This window comes from Cellulomonas sp. NS3, assembly GCF_024757985.1.
Taxonomy (GTDB): Bacteria; Actinomycetota; Actinomycetes; order Actinomycetales; family Cellulomonadaceae; genus Cellulomonas_A.
Map to the genome: position 1 here is coordinate 225,321 of NZ_CP103289.1, position 18,911 is coordinate 244,231.

At 74.9% G+C, this 18,911-nt stretch carries 13 protein-coding genes; 7 read left to right on the top strand and 6 right to left on the bottom strand.

Annotated elements, in window-relative coordinates; genetic code table 11:
* The first annotated feature begins 24 nt into the window (after positions 1-24).
* Together NXY84_RS01110 and NXY84_RS01115 are read left to right on the top strand one after the other, a co-directional pair.
* Positions 25-1,308 (top strand): beta-N-acetylhexosaminidase, encoded by a 1,284-nt coding sequence (locus NXY84_RS01110; RefSeq protein WP_258725348.1) that lies wholly within the window; start codon positions 25-27, stop codon positions 1,306-1,308.
* 17 nt (positions 1,309-1,325) lie between these two features.
* The gene (locus NXY84_RS01115; protein ID WP_258725349.1) at positions 1,326-2,726 is read left to right on the top strand and encodes a cellulose binding domain-containing protein; all 1,401 of its coding nucleotides are present in this window, start codon (positions 1,326-1,328) and stop codon (positions 2,724-2,726) included.
* Between the two features lie 70 nt (positions 2,727-2,796).
* On the opposite strand, the gene NXY84_RS01120 is transcribed toward NXY84_RS01115, so the two are convergent.
* The 4 genes from NXY84_RS01120 to NXY84_RS01135 all read right to left on the bottom strand — a co-directional run bounded on the left by NXY84_RS01120 (position 2,797) and on the right by NXY84_RS01135 (position 9,884).
* Complete coding sequence (locus NXY84_RS01120) at positions 2,797-3,009, bottom strand: hypothetical protein (RefSeq protein ID WP_258725350.1); 213 nt, start codon at positions 3,007-3,009, stop codon at positions 2,797-2,799.
* A 137-nt stretch (positions 3,010-3,146) separates the two neighbouring features.
* Positions 3,147-7,748 carry a DUF3418 domain-containing protein gene (locus tag NXY84_RS01125; protein WP_258725351.1) on the bottom strand — a complete coding sequence of 1,534 codons (4,602 nt, stop codon included), beginning with the start codon at positions 7,746-7,748 and terminating at the stop codon, positions 3,147-3,149.
* A 121-nt stretch (positions 7,749-7,869) separates the two neighbouring features.
* Positions 7,870-9,336 (bottom strand): PQQ-like beta-propeller repeat protein, encoded by a 1,467-nt coding sequence (locus tag NXY84_RS01130; RefSeq protein WP_258725353.1) that lies wholly within the window; start codon positions 9,334-9,336, stop codon positions 7,870-7,872.
* A complete protein-coding gene (locus NXY84_RS01135) occupies positions 9,333-9,884 on the bottom strand; it encodes an RNA polymerase sigma factor (RefSeq protein ID WP_258725354.1) in 552 nt (183 codons plus the stop codon). The genes NXY84_RS01130 and NXY84_RS01135 overlap by 4 nt, the downstream gene beginning before the upstream one ends.
* 375 nt (positions 9,885-10,259) lie before the next feature.
* On the opposite strand from NXY84_RS01135, the gene NXY84_RS01140 reads away from it, so the two are divergent.
* Positions 10,260-11,408, top strand: a complete 1,149-nt coding sequence (locus NXY84_RS01140; protein ID WP_258725355.1) for a glycoside hydrolase family 26 protein — start codon at positions 10,260-10,262, stop codon at positions 11,406-11,408.
* Between the two features lie 140 nt (positions 11,409-11,548).
* Here NXY84_RS01140 and NXY84_RS01145 read toward each other — a convergent pair whose 3' ends face one another.
* Together NXY84_RS01145 and NXY84_RS01150 are read right to left on the bottom strand one after the other, a co-directional pair.
* Positions 11,549-12,958, bottom strand: coding sequence for a PQQ-like beta-propeller repeat protein (locus NXY84_RS01145; protein WP_258725356.1), 1,410 nt, complete (start codon positions 12,956-12,958; stop codon positions 11,549-11,551).
* Positions 12,955-13,509: an RNA polymerase sigma factor gene (locus NXY84_RS01150; protein ID WP_258725357.1), complete on the bottom strand. Its 555-nt coding sequence runs from the start codon at positions 13,507-13,509 to the stop codon at positions 12,955-12,957. The genes NXY84_RS01145 and NXY84_RS01150 overlap by 4 nt, the downstream gene beginning before the upstream one ends.
* Positions 13,510-13,677: 168 nt before the next feature.
* On the opposite strand from NXY84_RS01150, the gene NXY84_RS01155 reads away from it, so the two are divergent.
* From NXY84_RS01155 to NXY84_RS01170, 4 genes are all read left to right on the top strand, one after another.
* Positions 13,678-14,199, top strand: coding sequence for an aminoacyl-tRNA deacylase (locus tag NXY84_RS01155; RefSeq protein ID WP_258725358.1), 522 nt, complete (start codon positions 13,678-13,680; stop codon positions 14,197-14,199).
* Positions 14,200-14,858: 659 nt separating this feature from the next.
* Positions 14,859-16,133: a PP2C family protein-serine/threonine phosphatase gene (locus NXY84_RS01160; protein ID WP_258725360.1), complete on the top strand. Its 1,275-nt coding sequence runs from the start codon at positions 14,859-14,861 to the stop codon at positions 16,131-16,133.
* Positions 16,134-16,450: 317 nt separating this feature from the next.
* A complete protein-coding gene (locus NXY84_RS01165) occupies positions 16,451-18,208 on the top strand; it encodes a family 43 glycosylhydrolase (RefSeq protein ID WP_258725361.1) in 1,758 nt (585 codons plus the stop codon).
* 263 nt (positions 18,209-18,471) lie between these two features.
* The gene (locus NXY84_RS01170) at positions 18,472-18,834 is read left to right on the top strand and encodes an STAS domain-containing protein (protein ID WP_258725362.1); all 363 of its coding nucleotides are present in this window, start codon (positions 18,472-18,474) and stop codon (positions 18,832-18,834) included.
* The last annotated feature ends 77 nt before the right edge of the window (positions 18,835-18,911 follow it).

The window sequence follows — 18,911 nt, forward strand, 5'->3', positions numbered from 1 at the left end:
CCCTGCACGACGAGAGGACCGCACGTGACGGACGCAGACCCGGACGAGCTCCTGCTCGTCCCTCGGCCGCGGCACGTGACCGCGACGGGCGGCACGATCGCGGTCGACCCCGCGCTCGTGCGCACCGTGCACGACCCGGCGCTCGACCCCGAGGGCTACCGGCTCGACGTCGCGCCGCACGCCATCGTCCTGGCCAGCGGCGGCCCCGCGGGCGAGCACTACGGACGGGTCACGCTCAGCGCCCTCGACCGGGTGCCCCTGGGCACGATCGTCGACGGGCCGCGGTTCGCCTGGCGTGGGGTCATGCTCGACACCGCCCGGCACTTCATGCCCAAGGACTTCGTCCTGCGCCTGGTGGACCTGCTGGCCGAGCACAAGCTCAACGTCCTGCAGCTGCACCTCACGGACGACCAGGGCTGGCGCCTGCAGATCACGCAGCACCCCCGCCTCACCGACCTCAGCGGGGAGCACTACACGCACGACGACGTCCGCGAGATCGTCTCCTACGCCGCCGAGCGCTGCGTCACCGTGGTGCCGGAGATCAACCTGCCCGGGCACGTGCAGGCGGCGCTCGCCGCCTACCCCGACCTCGGCAACGAGCCGGGCGAACCGGTCGAGGTGTGGCGCGGGTGGGGGATCAGCCCGCACACGCTCAACCTGGAGGAGAGCACGGTCGCGTTCTTCCGGGACGTGCTCGACGAGGTCATGGACCTGTTCCCCGGCCCGTACGTGCACCTGGGCGGTGACGAGTGCCGGCCCGACGAGTGGGCGGCGAGCGCCCGAGCCCTCCAGCGCATCGACGACCTCGGCCTCGCCGGCCCCGACGCGGCGTGCGCGTGGTTCACGCGTCGCCTCGCCGATCACGTCGAGAGCCGCGGACGTCGCGCGGTGTTCTGGTACGAGAAGCCCGGGGGGCCGTCCGGCGCTGTCGCGATGCCGTGGCTGGGCGAGGACAGCGGGCTCGTCGCCGTCCACGCAGGGCACGACGTGGTCCTGACGCCGCACACGCGCACGTACCTGGACTACCCGACGCAGCTCCAGGACGGGCCGTTCGGTCCGGACCGGGTGCTCGCCCTGGCGGACGCCTACGCGTTCGACCCGCCGGCACGGACGGACGGACCCGGGTCCGTGCTCGGGGTCCAGGCCCAGCTGTGGACCGAGTACCTGGCCACGCCCGCCGACGTCGAGCGGCAGGCGTTCCCCCGTCTGTGCGCCTTCGCCGAGGTCGCGTGGGGCACCGCCGGCGCCTACGACGACTTCCTCTCCAGGCTTCCGACGCACCTGGCCCGCCTGGGCCTGGGCACCTAGAAGAAGGGACATCACCGATGAAGATCCGACAGCTGGCCTGGTGGGCCGGCGCCGCGGTGGCCACCGTGGTCGCCGTGGGCGTCGCCGCCCCGGTGCAGGCCGCACCCTCGATCAGCCTGCAGTACCGCACGAGTGCCGCGGGGGCGACCGTCGACCAGGTCGAACCGTGGTTCGTCCTGCGCAACGGCGGCTCGACCTCCGTCCCGCTGAGCACGGTGAAGATCCGGTACTACTTCGGAGCGGACTCCCCGGCGCAGCAGTACCGGTTCGCGTGCTCCTGGGCCGTCGTGTCCTGCTCGACCGTGACCGGCACCTTCGGGACGATCGCAGGCGGGTCCACCGGAGCCGATCGCTACCTGGAGGTCGGGTTCACCTCCGGCACCCTGGCGGCGGGCGGCAGCACCGGCGACCTGCAGCTGCGGTTCCACCGCTCCGACTGGCAGCGCATCACCCAGAGCGACGACTACTCGTACGGGCCGAGCAGCGCGTACGCGTCCTCGACGAGGATCGCGGTGTTCGTGGCCGGTGAGCTCGTCTCCGGTACGCCGCCGACCGGCGGCAACCCGACGCCCAGCCCGACGCCGACGACCCCGACGACCCCGCCGGGGGACGGCGCGGTGGTGTTCGACGACTTCAGCTACGCGAACGCCGACGACCCGTCGATCTCGGCCCATCAGTGGACCATCCGCACCAACGCCGGGGGCCCGGGCATCCCCGGGGCGAGGTGGCTCAAGGAGAACGTCTCCTTCCCGACGGTCTCCGGGTCGAACAAGGCGCTGCAGCTGAGGTCCTCCACGGACGGCACCGGTGCGGGGACGCAGCAGTCGGAGGTGCTGCACCAGCGCAAGTTCCTGGAGGGGACCTATGCCGCACGCGTCTTCTTCACCGACGCGCCGGAGAGCGGGCCCGACGGCGACGCGGTCGTCGAGACCTTCTTCACCATCACGCCCCTGGCTCGGGACCTCGACCCGGACTACTCCGAGCAGGACTTCGAGTACCTGCCCAACGGCGGCTGGGGCGAGCCGAGCAACATCCTCTACGCCACGTCCTGGGAGACGTACCAGAACGACCCGTGGATCGCGGTGAACACCCACACCGAGCAGCGGCAGAGCTACGCCGGCTGGCACGACCTGGTGCTGCAGGTCGTGGACGGCCAGATCAGGTACTTCGTCGACGGTCAGCTGTTCGCGACCCACGGCGGCGACTACTACCCCGAGACGCTGCAGTCGGTGAACTTCAACCTGTGGTTCATCAGCGGCGGGCAGATCGGCAGCAGCACCCCGCGGACGTACACGCAGCAGGTCGACTGGTTCTACCACGCGAAGAACGAGGTGGTGAGCCCGGCCGAGGTCATCGCCCGCGTGAACGGCTACCGCACCGCCGGCACCACGTGGGTCGACACCGTGCCGGCCTCCTGACCGGGGCTGCCCGAGCTCGGACGGCTCGCGCGCGGAGCGGACGCGCGAGCCGTCCCGCCGGGCTCAGGGCTCAGGGCTCGGCGGTGCGGCGGGTCGTGAGGTTCGCGGGACGCGTGCGCGTGCGCTGCCGCGGGACCTCGAACCACGCGCTCGGGGAGCCTGCCGGGACGGCCATGAGGCCCTCCTGCACCGCGGCGAGGATCTCCGGGTCCGGCGTCGTGGTCGATCCCGCGAGAGCGTCGAGCACCTCACGTCCCGCTTCGTCGCGGTCTGGACCGATCATGGGTCGACGATAACCCGGGCATATCCGGGTGCGGGAGACGGGCAGACCGACCTCACCCGGGATCTCACCCGTGCGGATGAACTGGCATCGGCGCTGGTCACGGCGCCACCGGGACAAGTCGGTCAGCCGCGGCGGAATCAGGCGGTCGAGGCGAGCGCGGTGCGGATCCGCTTGACCGAGACGGGCTGCGGCGTGCCGAGCTGCTGGGCGAACAGGCTCACGCGCAGCTCCTCGAGCATCCACCGGACGTCCGCGAGGGACGCGTCGCGGGCCGGGTCGGGCGACGAGCCGGCCGCGCGGCGGACCGCCTGGTCCCACGCCTCGGCGAGGTCGTGGACCTGCCACGCGAGGTCGGCGTCGCGCTGCGGGTTCTCGGCGGCCTTCTCCAGCCGGCGCCGCGCCGCCCGCAGGTACCGGGGGAGGTGCACGAGCCGGGTCACGCCGGTCGCGCTGACGAAGCCGTCGAACACGAGCCGGGCGGCCTGCTCGCGCACGTCCTGCAGGGTCGCGAGGAGCGCGAGGCTCGACGAGCCGCGGACGTCGGCGTCGAGCTCGCGCGCCGCGGTGAGGGCCGCGACGACGTCGGCGACGACCCGGTGCACGGTGTCCTCGAGCCGCTCGCGCACGTGCGTGCGGAGCGCGGCGTACGCGGTGCCGGTGCGGACCTCCGTGGCCGGGCGGCCCGCGAGGTGCTCGGCGAGCAGGTGGTCGACGGCCGCGCGCTGCACGTCCGCGACGAGCGCGTCCGTGCTGCGGTAGGGGCTCGCGGCGAGGGTGAGCGCCTGCGTGCCGGTCCACCGCGTCGTCACGCGTGCGGTCGCGAGCGACGTCTCACGCAGCAGCACGGCGCGGAGCCCGCGGCGGTGGGCCTCGACCTGCGCGCCCGCGTCGGCGAGCACCCGAAGCCCGACCGTGCCCGACGGCTCCTCGACGAGCGCGGGATAGCCGCGCACGCGCAGCCCCCCGGCACCGGTCGTCTCGACGGTGAGCGGGAGCGCGTCGTCGGGCAGGTCGGCCGGCCACGCGGTCAGGCCGGTGCGCTCGGGGATCGCCGCCGCGACCGCGGGGTCCGCGGCGCCGCGTGCCGCGGCGGGGGAGGTCGGTGCCGTGCCGGCGTCGGGGGCGGCCGGAGCGGCGGCGGCCGGTGCGGCCGTCGCCGTCGCGTCGTCCCGTCCGCGCGCGCCCGCCTTCGTCCCCGCCTCCCGCATCGCGTCGCGCACCGCGGTCCGGACCGCGGAGCTCACGGCGTCCTGCGTCCGGGCCGCGAGCCGGCGCTGCAGCGCCACGAGGTCCTTGCTCTCGTCGAGCACGACCCCGCGGTCCGACTGGACCCGGAACGTCATGCGCAGGTGCGGCGGGAGCTTCTCGTCGTCGAACGCGTCGAGCGGCACGTCGACGTCCCGGAGCGCGCGCACGGCCTGCGCGAACGCGTCGTGGAACGACGGCGCGAGGTCCGCGGCGCGCACGGTGTCGTGCCACGACGCGAGGTTCTCGCGGAACCAGGCCACGACGCCCCGCGCGACGTCCGGCGCGGGCACGAGCTGCACCCGGACGGGCTTGGGCAACGACCGGATCGTCGCGGTGACCAGCTCCTCGAGCAGGCCAGGGACCATCCACCCGAAGCCCTCGGGGCGCACGCGCGCGAGCAGCACGAGCGGGACGTGCGCCGTGACCCCGTCGGCCTCGGTGCCGGGCTCGAACTGGTAGGTGAGCGGCAGCTCGAGCTCGCCCTGCGGCCACGTCGAGGGGAAGTCGGACGCGCTGACCGCGTCCTCGTCGGACACGAGCAGCTCGCGCGTGAAGGTCAGCAGGTCCGGCTGGGTGCGCCGGGCCGTCTTCCACCACGTGTCGAAGTGCCGGGCGGAGACCACGTCCGCCGGGACGCGCTCGTCATAGAACGCGAACAGCACGTCGTCGTCGACCACGAGCCCGCGCCGGCGGGCCCGGGCCTCGAGGCTCTCGGCCTCCGCGAGCAGGCGGCGGTTCTCGTGGAAGAACTCGTGGTGCGTGGTCCACTCGCCGTCGACGAGCGCGTGCCGCAGGAACAGCTCGCGCGCGTGCTCGGGGTCGACCTTGGCGTACAGCACCCGGCGCTGCGCGACGATCGGGACGCCGTAGAGCAGCACCCGCTCGAGCGCCATGGCTGCGCCCTGCTTCGTCGACCACGTCGGCTCGGAGTACGTGCGCTTCACGAGGTGCCCCGCGAGCTCCTCGGCCCACTCGGGCTGGATCCGCGCGACGTCGCGCCCCCACAGGCGCGAGGTCTCGACGAGCTCGCCGGCCATGACCCATGCTGGCGGGCGCTTCGCGAGGCCGGACCCCGGGAAGATCGCGAACCGGGCGCCGCGCGCGCCGAGGTACTCGTTGCGCGCACGTCGGTCGGGGCGCCGGGCGGGGGAGTCCTTGCGGCCGCGGTTCCCGGCGGGCGGGGTGACCTCGGTGGCCTCCTGCATGCCGATCTGGCTGAGGAGGCCCGCGAGCAGGCTCAGGTGGATGCGGTCGGCGTCCCAGTCGAGGCGCAGCTTCTCGGGGCCGCCCTCGGTGTCGGACGCGAGGACCGTCTGCTCCGCACCGGGCGCGGTCCGGCGTCGCGGCTCCTTCTCGGCCTGTGCGCCCGCGAGCGCGACCCCGACGCTCCCCGCCTTCTCCCGCCGCCGCGGCGGGTTCACGACGATGCCGAGCGGCTTCGCCAGCTCCCGGAGCTGCGTGACGACGTCCTGCCACTCGCGGATCCGCAGGTAGTTCAGGTGCTCGGAGCGGCACAGGCGGCGGAACGCCGAGCCGGACAGGTCCGCCTGCGCGTCCTTGAGGTACTGCCAGAGGTTCAGGTACGTGAGGAAGTCGGACGTCGGGTCGGCGAAGCGCGCGTGCTGCTGGTCGGCCTGCGGGCGGCTCTCGACCGGGCGCTCGCGCGGGTCCTGGATCGACAGCGCCGCCGCGATGATCATGACCTCGCGCGCGACGCCCCGGCGCCCGGCCTCGACGATCATCCGGCCGAGCCGCGGGTCCATCGGCAGCTGGGCGAGCGCCCGTCCGGTCTCGGTGAGCGCCCCGCCCGTCGGCGCGAGGGCCCCGAGCTCGGTGAGCAGCTGCACGCCGTCGCGCACCGAGCGCACGTCCGGGGGGTCCACGAACGGGAACTGCGCGATGTCGTCGGGCGTGGCTGCGACCCCCACGGAGATCATCTGGAGGATGACCGACGCGAGCGACGTGCGCAGGATCTCCGGCTCGGTGTACTCGGGGCGGGACTCGAAGTCGGCCTCGGAGTAGAGCCGGATCGCGATGCCGTCCGCGACGCGCCCGCACCGGCCCGAGCGCTGGTTCGCCGACGCCTGCGAGATCGGCTCGATGGGCAGGCGCTGGACCTTCGTGGCCTTGGAGTAGCGCGAGATGCGGGCCGTGCCGGGGTCGATCACGTACCGGATGCCCGGCACGGTCAGCGACGTCTCGGCGACGTTGGTCGCGAGCACGACGCGGCGCGTGCCGTGCTGCTCGAACACCCGGTGCTGCTCGGCCGCGGAGAGCCGCCCGTACAGCGGCAGGATCTCGACCGCCGACGGGCCGCGCAGGTCCGCCGCCCGGTCGCCCAGGTGCGCGCGCAGCGCGTCCTCCGCGTCGCGGATCTCCCGCTCGCCCGAGAAGAACACGAGGATGTCGCCCGGGCCCTCGGCGGCGAGCTCGTCGACCGCCTCGCAGATCGCCTGCATCAGGTCGCGGTCCTCGACCTGCGCGCGGCCGGGGCCCTTGCCCTTGCTCGGCGACCCGGCACCCTTCCCCGGGCGGCCCTTCGGGTACGCGCGCCCGGTCAGCGCCGCACCGTCCGGCCCGGTGCCGTCGTCGTCCCACCCGTCCCCGTCGGCCGCGGGCAGCGCGTCGTCCGCGCGCAGCGGCCGGTACCGGATCTCGACCGGGAAGGTGCGGCCCGTGACCTCGACGACCGGCGCCGGGACGCCGTCGGGGTGCTCGGGCGTCGGCGGACCCGCGAAGTGCGCCGCGAACCGCGCCGAGTCGATCGTCGCCGACGTGATGACGAGCTTGAGGTCCGGCCGCTGCGGCAGGAGCCGCGTGAGGTAGCCGAGCAGGAAGTCGATGTTGAGCGAGCGCTCGTGGGCCTCGTCGATGATGAGCGTGTCGTAGCCGCGCAGCATCGGGTCGCGCTGGATCTGCGCGAGCAGGATCCCGTCCGTCATGACCTTGACCAGCGTCGACGCGCTCGACTCGTCGGTGAACCGCACCTGGTACCCCACGAGGTCCCCGAGCGGGACGCCCGGGCCGCTGATCTCCTCGTTGATCCGCTCCGCGACCGTGCGCGCCGCGATCCGCCGGGGCTGCGTGTGGCCGATCTGCCCGTCCCGGCCCCGGCCGAGCTCGAGCATGATCTTGGGGAGCTGCGTCGTCTTCCCCGAGCCCGTCTCGCCCGCGACGATCACGACCTGGTGCTCGCGGATCGCCGCGGAGATCTCGTCGCGGCGCGCCGAGACCGGGAGCTGCTCGGGGTACGTGATCGGGGGGACGACGACGGCGTGGCGCAGCTCGGCGCGGCGGGCGCGCTGGGCGTCGCCCTGCTTCGGGTCGGGCCGGCGGTCGGGCCGACGCTCGCGCTGAGGACGACTGCTCTCGTCGGTGCGGTGCTCCGCGTCGGGACGACGCGGCCCGCGACGACGACCGCGCCCGCCCCGACGGCCCGGTGCCCCGGTCCCGTCCGGCGTCGCCGGTCGCTCCTCGCGCGCAGTGCTCACGACGGACCATTCTCCCCGCTGCCGCGGGTGCACCGCGCGTTGATTCCCCGCAGGCGTCCGCGCACGCCTCCGCGGCCGGTCAGCCCTCGGCCGCCCGTTGCCCGGACGGCCGAGGCTCGCGTCACCAGGCGTAGAGCTGAACCGCGCGCGGCCCGGAGACCGCGAGGTGCCGCGGCATGACCGACGTCCCGACGATCGAGCCCGCCGGAGCCGGGAGGGACCAGACCGTCGAGCCGTCCGCGAGCGCGAGGGCGACGAGCTCCTGCCTGTCGTGGTGGTGCACGAGCACCCGCTCGCCGTCCGTCGCGACGACGGTCCCCGCGTCGGTCGACCAGCGCACCGCTCCGGTCGCGAGGTCGAGCGCGGACACTCCCGCCGCGTCCTCGACGAGCACCGTGTCGCCGACGAGCCCCTCGACGCGCGTGGCGCCCGCCTCCCACAGGACGGTCTCGTCCCGCGGGTCGTGAGCGGCGAGCGCGCTCATCCCGCCGTCGGCCGACGTCGTCACCGGGACGAGCCGGGGGACGACGGCGCCCGGTGCGACGGACCACACGGCGGGATCCCGCCCGACGCCCAGGTCCTGCGGGCCCGTCGTCGAGCGCTCGCCCGTCGCGGTGTCGATGACCGCGCTGTAGGTGAACCCCGCGAGCCGGGCGTGCGTGCCCTGGACCTGCGTCTGGGCGAACACGTCGCCGTAGACCGGCTCGTCGCTCGCCGCCCCCGGCTCGACGTGCGACCACACCGTCCGCCCGGTCACGGCGTCGAGGCCGTCCCAGCGCGCGGTCGTCGGCTCGGGCTTGCCGTGCACCACGACGGTGTCCCCCGCGAGGCCCGTGGAGACGACCCAGGGCTCGACCGGCAGTGTCCGCACGACCGTCCCGTCCTGCGGGTCCAGGAGCTGGAGCTCCGGCTCGTCCTCGGCGGACGAGCCCAGGCACACCACGAGCCCCTCGGAGCTCGTCCCGGAGCACGTCCAGGTCGTCGGGCGCTCGACGCCCTGCCGCTGCACCCACCGGACGGCGCCGGTGACGGCGTCGATCCCGGTCAGGGCGTTCTGCCCGTCCTCGGCGGTGACGAACGTCACGAGGACGTCGCCTGCGTCGACGGCCTCGAAGTCGCCGTACCAGGACCCGTCGCGCACGTCGACGAACGTCGTCGGCTGACCGCCCGCCGGGTCCGGCAGTACGTCGCCCGCGGTGAGCGACCACAGTGCGCGGGGCGGCTGGGCGAGCGACCCGACGACGCCCCACCCGGCGGGCTGCTCGGGCGTGGCGGTGGCGGTCGGCGTCGGTGTCGTGGTCGCGCTCGCGCTCGCGGTGGGCGTGGGCGTGGGCGTCGCGGTGGCGGTCGGCACCGGGTCGACCGCGGGGTCCCGCGGTGCGGGCGTCAGGGCGGTCGCCGTGGCGATGCCGACGGCGAGGACCGTCACGGCGACGGCCGAGATCGCGCCGGTGCGGCGTGCGCGGAGGGTGCGGATGTCGGTCATGACGTGGCGGACCTCGGTGCTGGTGTCGGGCGCGGTCGCGGCGGCGGCGGCGGTCTCGGTGCCGGCGAGCTCGTGCAGGAGGTCGCGCAGGTTCGGGCTCATGCCTGGCTCCGTCCGGTGCGGGTCACGGGGATCGTGTCGAGGTCGGCGTCCGGCGGCAGCGCGTCGGGCCCCAGGAGGACCCGCAGCCGCGCGGTCGCGTCGGACAGGTAGCGCTTGACCGCGCCGGGGCTCAGCCCGAGCGCGTCCGCGATCTCCGCGCCCGGCAGGTCGTCGAAGTAGCGCAGGACGGCGCAGGCCCGCTCGCGCGGCGCCAGCGTCGCGAGCGCCGCCCGCACGTCGAGGACGGCCGTCGTCGCGTGCTCGGGCGACGCGACGTCGTCCGTCACCGCGAACAGGTGCGCCCTCGACCGCCACGTGCGCTGCTTGCGGGCGTGGTCCAGGAACGTCGTCCGGATCACCTGGCGCACGTAGCCCTCGGCGGTGTGCACGTCGGTCAGGTCGCGCGGCTTCGCGAAGGTCCGCACGAGCGCGTCGTGCACCAGGTCCTCGGCGAGCGACCGGTCGACCGTGAACAGCGCGGCGTAGCCGACCAGCGAGCTCCGGCGGTCACGGACCACCTCCTCGAGCACGTCCTGCCAGTCCGGCACGGCCGCCCCTCCTGTCCTCGCGCCGGGCCGTCACCGGCTGGTGACCGCTCCGTGCACCCTCACCCCCACAACGCGCGCCGGGGCGGGGAAGTTGGGGTGCGGCCGCCGCCGGACCTCACCACCTGCGGGGAACCCACGTGGAGGAGATCCCGCCGCTGCCGACGGCGACGCGGGACACGGTCGAGGTGGCGCCGGACTCGACGTCCACGCAGACGAGATCCTGACGGTGCGGTCACCGGGAGAGTGACACCTGCGGACGCACCCCGACAAAGGGACTGGGCCGACCGGGCGTCGCACCGCGGGACGCCTGCACCGGCCGGGCACCGGTCCGATCAGGAGGTCGACACCCCGCACCGCCCCGCGCAAGGACTCCCCGTGCCGTTCCTCCGTCTCGCCACCGCCGCCGCCCTCGTGGCCGTCCTCGCGGTGGCCACCGCGCCGTACGGCCCGCACGACGGCGCCATCCCGGACCCTGAGTCCCCTGCGGCGTCGGACTCCACGCTGCGCGTCCCGCTCCACGCCCGCGTGGAGCTCGCGGTCGGCCGCACCTCCCCGGGCGCGTCGGCCACGACGTCCACCGCGTCCGGCACGTCGACGAAGGTGCAGGGTGGCAAGGTGAAGCCGACGCCCACCCCCACGCCGACGCCGACCCCCACCCCCACCTCCGGCTCGAGCACCGCGTGGGCCGTCCCGGTCGGGGTCACGATCCCGTGGGGGCCGGTGGACGCCGGGCGCCTCGCCGAGACCACCGCGATCCTGCGGCACGTCCCCGCCTACCTCGAGTGGTACACCGGCTTCGGGGAGGCGCCCGACGTCGCGAAGCTCCAGGCCGTGACCGACGCGGGCGCCGTCCCCGTCGTCACGTGGGAGCCGTGGGTGTGGACCGACGGCGTGAACCAGCCCGCGTACGCGCTCGACCGCGTCACGGCCGGCGACTTCGACGCGTACCTCGTGCAGTGGGCCGACGCGCTCGCGGCCTGGGACCGCCCGGTGATGATGCGGTTCGCGCACGAGATGAACGGCGACTGGTACCCCTGGTCCGCCGGGGTCAACGGCAACTCCGCCGCCGACTACGTCGACGCGTGGCGGCACGTGCACGACGTGTTCGCCGCGCGCGGGGCCGACGAGGTGCAGTGGGTCTGGGCGCCCAACGTGGTCTACCCCGGCTCGACGCCGCTCACGTCGCTGTACCCCGGTGACGCGTACGTCGACGTCCTCGGGGTCGACGGCTACAACTGGGGCACCTCGGTCTCCTGGGGCACGTGGGTCTCCGGCCGGCAGGTGTTCGAGCAGACGTTCGCCGAGCTGCGCGTGCTCGCGCCGTCGAAGCCGCTGCTCGTGACCGAGACCGCGTCGAGCGAGCTCGGCGGCTCGAAGGCCGCGTGGGTCGACGACCTGATCACGTGGTCGGCGGGCCAGGGCCTGCTCGGGGTCATCTGGTTCGACGAGAACAAGGAGACCGACTGGCGCATGGCGAGCTCGCCGGAGTCCGCGGCGGCGTTCGCGGCGGCGCTGTACCGCTGACCGGACGCCATCGAGCCGGAGCGCAGCCACGGGACGCCGCCCCGCCGAGGGACCGTAGGGCGTCGGGAGGACCCGGAAGGTGCGCGGGTGCAACGTCCTTCTCCGCCGTGCGCACCGCGGTGCCGGAACGCACCGGCGGGTCAGGGCGTCAACGCCGTGAGGCGTCCGCCGTCGTGCTCGAGCAGGATCCGGTCGCCGGCGAGGACGACGTCGCGCGCGTCGACCGGGAGGGTCCAGGTCGTCTGCCCGGTCGACGTGTCGACGGCGCTCAGCATCGTGTACCGGCGGTCGGTGTCCTGGTGCGCGAGCACCACCCGCTGCCCGTCGAAGGCCACGACCTCGACCGGGCCGCCGCCGCTGCCGTCCGCCACGGACCACCGGATCGCACCCGTGCGCTCGTCGTGAGCGAACACCGCGCCGCCGTCGACCCGCAGCACCGTCCCTGGGACGATCGCCGCCGGCCTGCCGGCTGTGAGCTCCCACAGCGGTGCCCCGTCCTGGGCGTCGTGGACGACGACCGGCCCCGTGGCGTCGTGCACGAGCCGCACGCCGGTGCCCGGTCGAGCGACCCACACGTCGAGGACCCGGCCGAGGTCGAGCCCGAGCGCGTCCGAGACCTCCTCACCGGTCCGCACGTCGAGCGCACGCGGATCACCGTCGTCCCCGATCAGGGCGAAGCCACCGTCGACGCCCACCGAGACGGTCGACGTGTGGGTGACCGGCGCCTTCCCGGCTTCGACCCACAGCTGCTCGCCGGTGCCCGTCGAGACGCCCGTCACCCGCTCGACGCCCGCGTCGTCGAACCCGCGCAGGATCGCGACGTCGCCCGCCACCACGAGGGAGTGGACCGGAAAGCCCGTCGCCACCTCCCGGGTCACCCGGCCGTCCGCGAGGTCCACCACCTGCAGCACCGGACCGGCGCCGGCCGTGGACCCGACGCACACGAGCTGCCCCGCGCTGTCGACGCCTCCGCACGCGTGCGTCCCCGGCTCGTCCCGCTCCTCGACCAGGTCCGTCGACCAGCGGCGGACGCCCGACCCGGCGTCCACCCCGACGACGTGGACGGGGCCCGTGCCGTCGCCCAGCACGAGCACGGTCGTGCCGCCCGCCCCGAAGGCGACCCGACCGAGGTACGGCGAGCCGCCCATCGACGGGATCCGGGGCGGGTTCGCCGGGTCCGACCCGGGCACGAGGTCCACGGACGACATCGTCCAGGCGATCGAGGGCTCCTGCGGGTGCGGGGCCACCCGTCCCCGGGTCAGCCCGGGAGCGGTCGGCGCCGGGGTCGCCGGCGGGGTCGGTGCGGCGCTCGCGGTGCCGTCCGGCCCCGCGGGCGTCGGTGCGGTCGGCTCGCGCAGCAACGTCGAGGCGGTCACCGCGAGCGCGACCGCGGCCGCCGACGCGGTGAGCGTCACCGCGAGCCGCCGTCGTCCGGCGCGGCGAGCCTCGGTGAGGACCGCACGCAACTCGGCGGACCCGTCGTGCGTGACGGCGGCGACGTGCGACTCGCTGCGCGCGAGGTCGGTGAGCAGGTCGCTCAGCGGGCTCATCGGTCGGTCCTCCCGGTGGGGCTGATCGTCAGGAAGGTCGTGGCGGCCGGCACCTCGTCGCCGGCGTCCGGCCCCAGTGCGGCCCGCAGCTTCGCGGTCCCGTCGGACAGGTACCGCTTCACCGCGCCCGTGCTCAGGCCGAGCTCGGCGGCGACGTCGGCGACGGTGAGGTCGTCGACGTGGCGCAGCACCACGCACGCGCGCTCCCGCGGCGACAGCTCCGCGAGCGCCGCCCGCACGTCGAGCCCCGCGGTGACGGCGCGCTCGGGTGACGGGACGTCGCGGGCGTCCGCGAGCAGGTGCAGCCTCGCCCGCCAGGACGTCTGCCGGCGTGCCGAGTCGAGGAACAGCGTGCGGATCACCTGGCGCACGTAGCCCTCGGCGGTGTGCACGTCGGTCAGCGTGCGCGCCCGGCCCGCGGTGCGCACGAGCGCGTCGTGCACGAGGTCCTCGGCGCGCGAGCGGTCCGCGGTGAACAGGTACGCGTACCCGACGAGCGCCGGCCGCCGCTCCTGCACGACCTCCGCCAGGACGTCCTGCCAGCGGTTCACGCGGGTCTCCTGGGCGGGGCGGGGCGTCGTGGGCTCACACAGCCTCAACGAGGGAGGAGCCCGGAACGTTGGGGTGCGCGTGCCCGCCTCGGTGGTGCGGGGTCGTCGGGCGCTGAGCCCCGCCCGGCTGCGCCCGTGCGCTGCGCCCGTGCGCCGTACGCTCGGCGGATGGCACAGGACCCGCAGCCCGAGACCGCGCCGGCCGAGCCCCGCACGCCCGGCGAGGAGCGGGCGACCGCCGCGCTCGACGCCGCCGGGATCGACTACCGGGTGGTCCGCCACGGCCCGGTCCGCTCGCTCACCGAGGCGGCCGAGGTCCGGGGCATCGACCCCGCGGGCATCGTCAAGACGCTCGTCGTGCGCCGCGCGGAGGACGACTACCTGTTCGTGCTGGTGCCCGGCGACCGCGCGATCTCGTGGCCGAAGCTGCGCGCGCTGCTCGGCGTCACGCGCATGTCGATGCCCGACGCGGCGACCGCGCTCGCCGTCACGGGGTACGAGCGGGGGACGATCACGCCGTTCGGGTCGACGCACGCGTGGCCGGTCGTCGCCGACGAGCGCGTCCCGGGCCGGCCCGCGTCGATCGGCGGCGGGGCGCACGGCGTCTCCGCGACCGTCGACGGCGACGACCTCGTGCTGGCGCTCGGCGCGACGGTCGCGGACGTGACGGAGCCCGAGCCGCCGCGCTGACGTAACGGTCGCCGCGTCGGGCTCGCCTCGTCAGGAGGCCGGGGCGTCCTGCGGCTCCACGAGCGCGGTGAGGGCACGGGGTCGGGCCTCCCGACGTGCAGGCGGTCGGATGTCGTCGGCGGCCGGTGAGGCAGTCGCCGCCGTCGCGCCTACGATGGAGACGGGTGCCCGCACATCTCGCTGACGGGGGGCAGCCGGAGGCCCTCGCCGGAAGGCGGGGGCCTCGTCGCGTCGACGGCGTCGTGGAGCGATGGCTGTCGGCATCGCCGCGGCGTTCCAGTGCCTGGCCTTCGCGCTGAACCCGATGGGTGGGCTCGAGCGTGGCGACGACCTCGCCACCGACCTGGGTGTCTGGGTCGGGTTCCTCGGCGCAGCGGTCTGGGCCGTGGGTCCTACCTGCTGGCCGAGGAGATCGAGGGCGACGACCACGAGCACGACGCGCACCGCGACACCCAGCACGCGCACTGACGAGCCGTACCCCCGCCGCGCGCCTCTGCGAGGGCCCGCGGCGGCACGACGGGGGTACGACGGGCCGCATCGTCCGTCGCGTCCGTGCGGCCCGAGGTCGAACGAGACGTCCCGATGCCCGTCGGCGTCCGCGGCGGGCCTCGGTGACCAGGGCCGGAGGCCGGCCGGGTCGCCGCCCCTATGCTCGTGAGGTGAATGACCACGGAGGCCCGGGCGTGGCGCTCGACGGCGTGCTGGATGCGGTGGAGGACGCCTCACCGGTGCAGGCGGTCGAGGCCGCGACCCGCGCTCTGGCGGACGGGCTCGGTGCCTCGTCGGTGTCGTTCTTGATCGCGGACCTGTCCGGTCGTGCCCTCGTGCGCCTCTCGCGCGTCGACGCCGACACCGGCCACGGCGCGGACCAGGACGACGCTCGCAGCGACGGTGGGGAGCGGGCGGTCAGCGAGCCGCTCGACGGGGACGTGGGTGCCCGGGCCCTGCGGACCCAGTCGGTCCAGGTGCTGCGGTCCGAAGCCGAGCCGGGGGCGAGCGAGAGCTGGACGGTGCTCGCTCCGGTGACCGAGCGGGGTGAGGCGCTCGGTCTGCTGGAGCTCGTGCTGCCGGCCGAGCCGGACGCCGCGCAGGTCGCGCAGATCACGAGGACGGCTCACCTGCTGGGGTTCGTCGTCGTGGCGAGCAGGCGGCACACGGACCTGTTCGAGTGGGCGCAGCGCAGCACGCCCTACTCGTTGTCCGCGGAGATCCAGCGCCGGCTGCTGCCGCTGGGTTACACGTGCGAGGCCGGGTCGTTCACCCTCTCGGCGTGGCTGGAGCCGTCGGCGAGCGTCGGCGGGGACACCTACGACTACAGCCTGGCCCGCGACGTGCTGCACCTGTCGATGACGGACGCGATGGGCCACGGGGTCGCGAGCGCCCTGCTGGCGACCCTGTGCGTCGGTGCCCTGCGCAACGCGCGCCGGCACGGGCTCTCGCTGCTCGAGCAGGCCGACGCCGCGAACGCGGCTCTGTGCGCCCACCAGGCCACGGTCGCCGGCGAGGGGTTCGCGACCGGGCTGCTGGGCCGCCTGGACCTGGTGACCGGGGTGCTCGAGCTCGTCAACGCCGGGCACGCCCTCCCGTACCTGCTGCGGGACGGCGCCGTGCAGAGCCTCGAGCTGCCGTCGCACGTGCCGCTCGGGATGTTCCCCGAGACGAGCTACGCGACGACGGAGGTGGCGTTGAGCCCGGGGGACCGGCTGGTGCTCGTGACCGACGGGATGCTCGAGCGCAACGCCGAGGACCTGGACCTGCCGGCGCTGATCGCCTCGACCGCGCACCTGCACCCGCGCGAGGCGACCCGCGACCTGACCGACCGGGTCCTCGAGGCGACGGGCCAGGCGCTCACCGACGACGCCACGCTGCTCGTCCTGGACTGGCACGCCCAGCACGGCCGCGGCCGTCACACCCACGCCGGCACCCCCGCCTGACCGCCCGCGTCACCGGCGGGTGCGGGAGCCTGCACCCGCCGCACGGCGTGCTCCGCCCCGCGCGGCGCGGCCGGGTGCGGTGTGCCGCGGTCACGTGCTGATCTCGGCCCGGACGATCGTCGTCGTGTCCGTGGGGCACCAGCCGACGTCGACCCGGGTCTCTCGGGGCGCCGTGCGTTGCGGGGCCTCGCAGGCGGGCCGCGGAGTCCTCCGGGCCCGGGAACCCGACGAGGTGGCCATTGACGATGTTCCAGGCTCCTGGGTATGTTCTTCAACGTTGCTCTACATCGTTGTAGAGCGCGAAGGGAGAATCCGCAGTGACGCGTCACCTCCGCAGGTCCGCCCGGGTCGCCGCCGCGACCGCCGCCCTCCTCGCCGCCGCTCTCGCCGCACCCGTCGGCGCGTCCGCGCTCGCCGGGAACCCGGCCGCCGCCCCGGCGCCCGCCGCCGTCCCCGCCGTCACGTCCTCCGTCGCCCCGACCCCGGCCGCTCTCGCCGAGGACCCGACCGGCGGCAAGACCGTCGTCGGCCAGACGTCCCCGATCCACGACCCCGCGCTCGTGATCGAGGGCGACACCTGGTACGTCTTCTCGACGGGCCGGGTCAACCGCGAGAACGGCGGCACGATCCAGATCGCCACCTCGCACGACGCCGGCACCACGTGGGAGTACTCCGGCACGATCTGGCGCGAGATCCCCGCGTGGCTCGACGAGCGCCTCCCGGGGCTCGACAACCTGTGGGCGCCCGAGGTCTACGAGCACGAGGGCACCTACTACCTCTACTACTCGGCGTCGGTCTTCGGCACCAACACGTCGCTCACCGCGCTCGCGACGAACACCACCCTCGACCCGACCGACCCGGACTACGAGTGGGTCGACCAGGGCGAGGTCGTCTCGAGCCCGGTCGTCGGCCTGCCGAACGGCGCGACGTTCAACGCGATCGACGCCGGCATCGTGGAGGGCGCCGACGGCACTCCGTGGATGGCGATCGGCTCGTTCTGGTACGGCATCTGGCTCGTCGAGCTCGAGTGGCCGAGCGGCAAGCCCGTCGCGAACTGGCGTGAGACGGCCGTGAACATCGCGGACCGCTTCATGCCCGGCAACCCGATCGAGGCGCCGTACATCTACGAGCACGACGGGTACTACTACCTGTTCGTGTCGTTCGACCGCTGCTGCCAGGGCGGGGACAGCACCTACAAGGTCGCCGTCGGGCGCGCCACGGACGTCACCGGCCCCTACCTCGACAAGGAGGGCCGCGACCTGTTCGGCGGTGGCGGCTCTGTGGTGCTCGACGCGCACGGCGCGATCGTCGGTCCCGGCGGGCAGTCCGTCGCCGACGGCTACCTCGCGTTCCACTACTACGACGCGTCGAACGAGCAGATCCCGTTCTTCCCGACGCTCGGGATCCAGAAGATCGCCTGGGTCGACGGCTGGCCGACGTTCGACCAGACCGTCGAGCTCCCCACCGTCACGACGCAGCCGCAGGACGTCACCGCCGCCCCGGGCGACCGCGTCGAGCTGACCGTGGCCGGCACGGGCACCCCGCGCCCCGTCGCGGTGTGGGAGACGTCGGCGGACGGCGGCGCGACGTGGACGACGGTCGAGGCGCAGCCCGTCACCGGGGCCGACGGCACGTCGACCCTCGTGCTCGACGCCGCCACCGCGGCCGACGACGGCCGGTCGTGGCGCGCCGTGCTGCACAACCCGCACGGCACCGCGACGAGCGAGGTGGCGACCCTGACGGTCACCGCCCCGGCACCGCCGGTGGTCACGCGCCACCCGCGTGCCGTCACCGCGGCGAAGGACTCGACGGCGTCGTTCACCGCGGCGGCGTCCGGGTCGCCGGCGCCGTCCGCGCGGTGGGAGGTGTCACGCAACGGCGGACGCTCCTGGGCACCGGTGCCCGGGGCGCGCGTGACGTCGGCGGCCACCGGCTACGGCACGACCAGCACGCTCACGCTCACCGCGCACCAGGGGCTCACCGGGACGCGCTACCGAGCGGTGTTCACCGGCGCCGGCGAGACCGCCACGACCGCCGCTGCGACGCTCACCGTGCGCCCGGAGCGCCGGTCGTAGCGCGCTCCGGCGGCCCCCGGGGCGGCACGACCGGCGGCCGCCGGGAGGAACGGTCCTCCCGGCGGCCGTCCGTCACGCCCGGGGGTGATTCGGCTCGCTCCGGTGGTGATGTCCGCGGGGATGGGTATCGTCGAGGCACGTCATGGGCAGGTCCTCAGGAACCGAGGACGAGCCCGGCGCGTTCTCCCCTGAGAACGCCACAGGGGGCCGGCCGGCGGACGCCGTGCCGAGGACGTGCGCTGACGAGCAGGAGCCGAGGAGCGATGGGGCTGATCGAGCAGGCCGAGGCCACGGGCGGGATCGACGTGGTGAGCTCCGGCGGACGCACCTGCGTCCGGATGTGGGGCGAGGTCGACGGAGGCCTCCGCGACCAGGCGAGCGCGTCGATGGCCCTCGCGCTCGCGACGACGGACCCGGTCGTGGTCGACGCGACGGACGTGCGCTTCATCGACTCGTCGGGGCTCGCGTTCATCCTCCAGCTGCACCTCGCCGCGGCGGAGTCGGGGCAGGCCGTGACGCTGCGCGACCCCCACCGCGCGGTCCTCGAGCTGCTCGAGATGATCGGCATGGGCGAGGCGATCCTCCTCGAGGACGTCGCCCCGGCCGACGGCGCCACGACGTCCTGAGCACCGGGCGCACGCGCCGCGCCACCCCCAGCACACCGACCGTCCCGGCCGAGCCCACCCGCGCGGCCCGCGCAGGC

Bases quoted from the DNA above. Each gene is read 5' to 3' on its own strand.
- NXY84_RS01115 (WP_258725349.1), top strand. From the start codon at position 1,326: ATGAAGATCCGACAGCTGGCCTGGTGGGCCGGCGCCGCGGTGGCCACC.
- NXY84_RS01120 (WP_258725350.1), bottom strand. From the start codon at position 3,009: ATGATCGGTCCAGACCGCGACGAAGCGGGACGTGAGGTGCTCGACGCT.
- NXY84_RS01130 (WP_258725353.1), bottom strand. From the start codon at position 9,336: ATGAGCCCGAACCTGCGCGACCTCCTGCACGAGCTCGCCGGCACCGAG.
- NXY84_RS01145 (WP_258725356.1), bottom strand. From the start codon at position 12,958: ATGAGCCCGCTGAGCGACCTGCTCACCGACCTCGCGCGCAGCGAGTCG.
- NXY84_RS01155 (WP_258725358.1), top strand. From the start codon at position 13,678: ATGGCACAGGACCCGCAGCCCGAGACCGCGCCGGCCGAGCCCCGCACG.
- NXY84_RS01170 (WP_258725362.1), top strand. From the start codon at position 18,472: ATGGGGCTGATCGAGCAGGCCGAGGCCACGGGCGGGATCGACGTGGTG.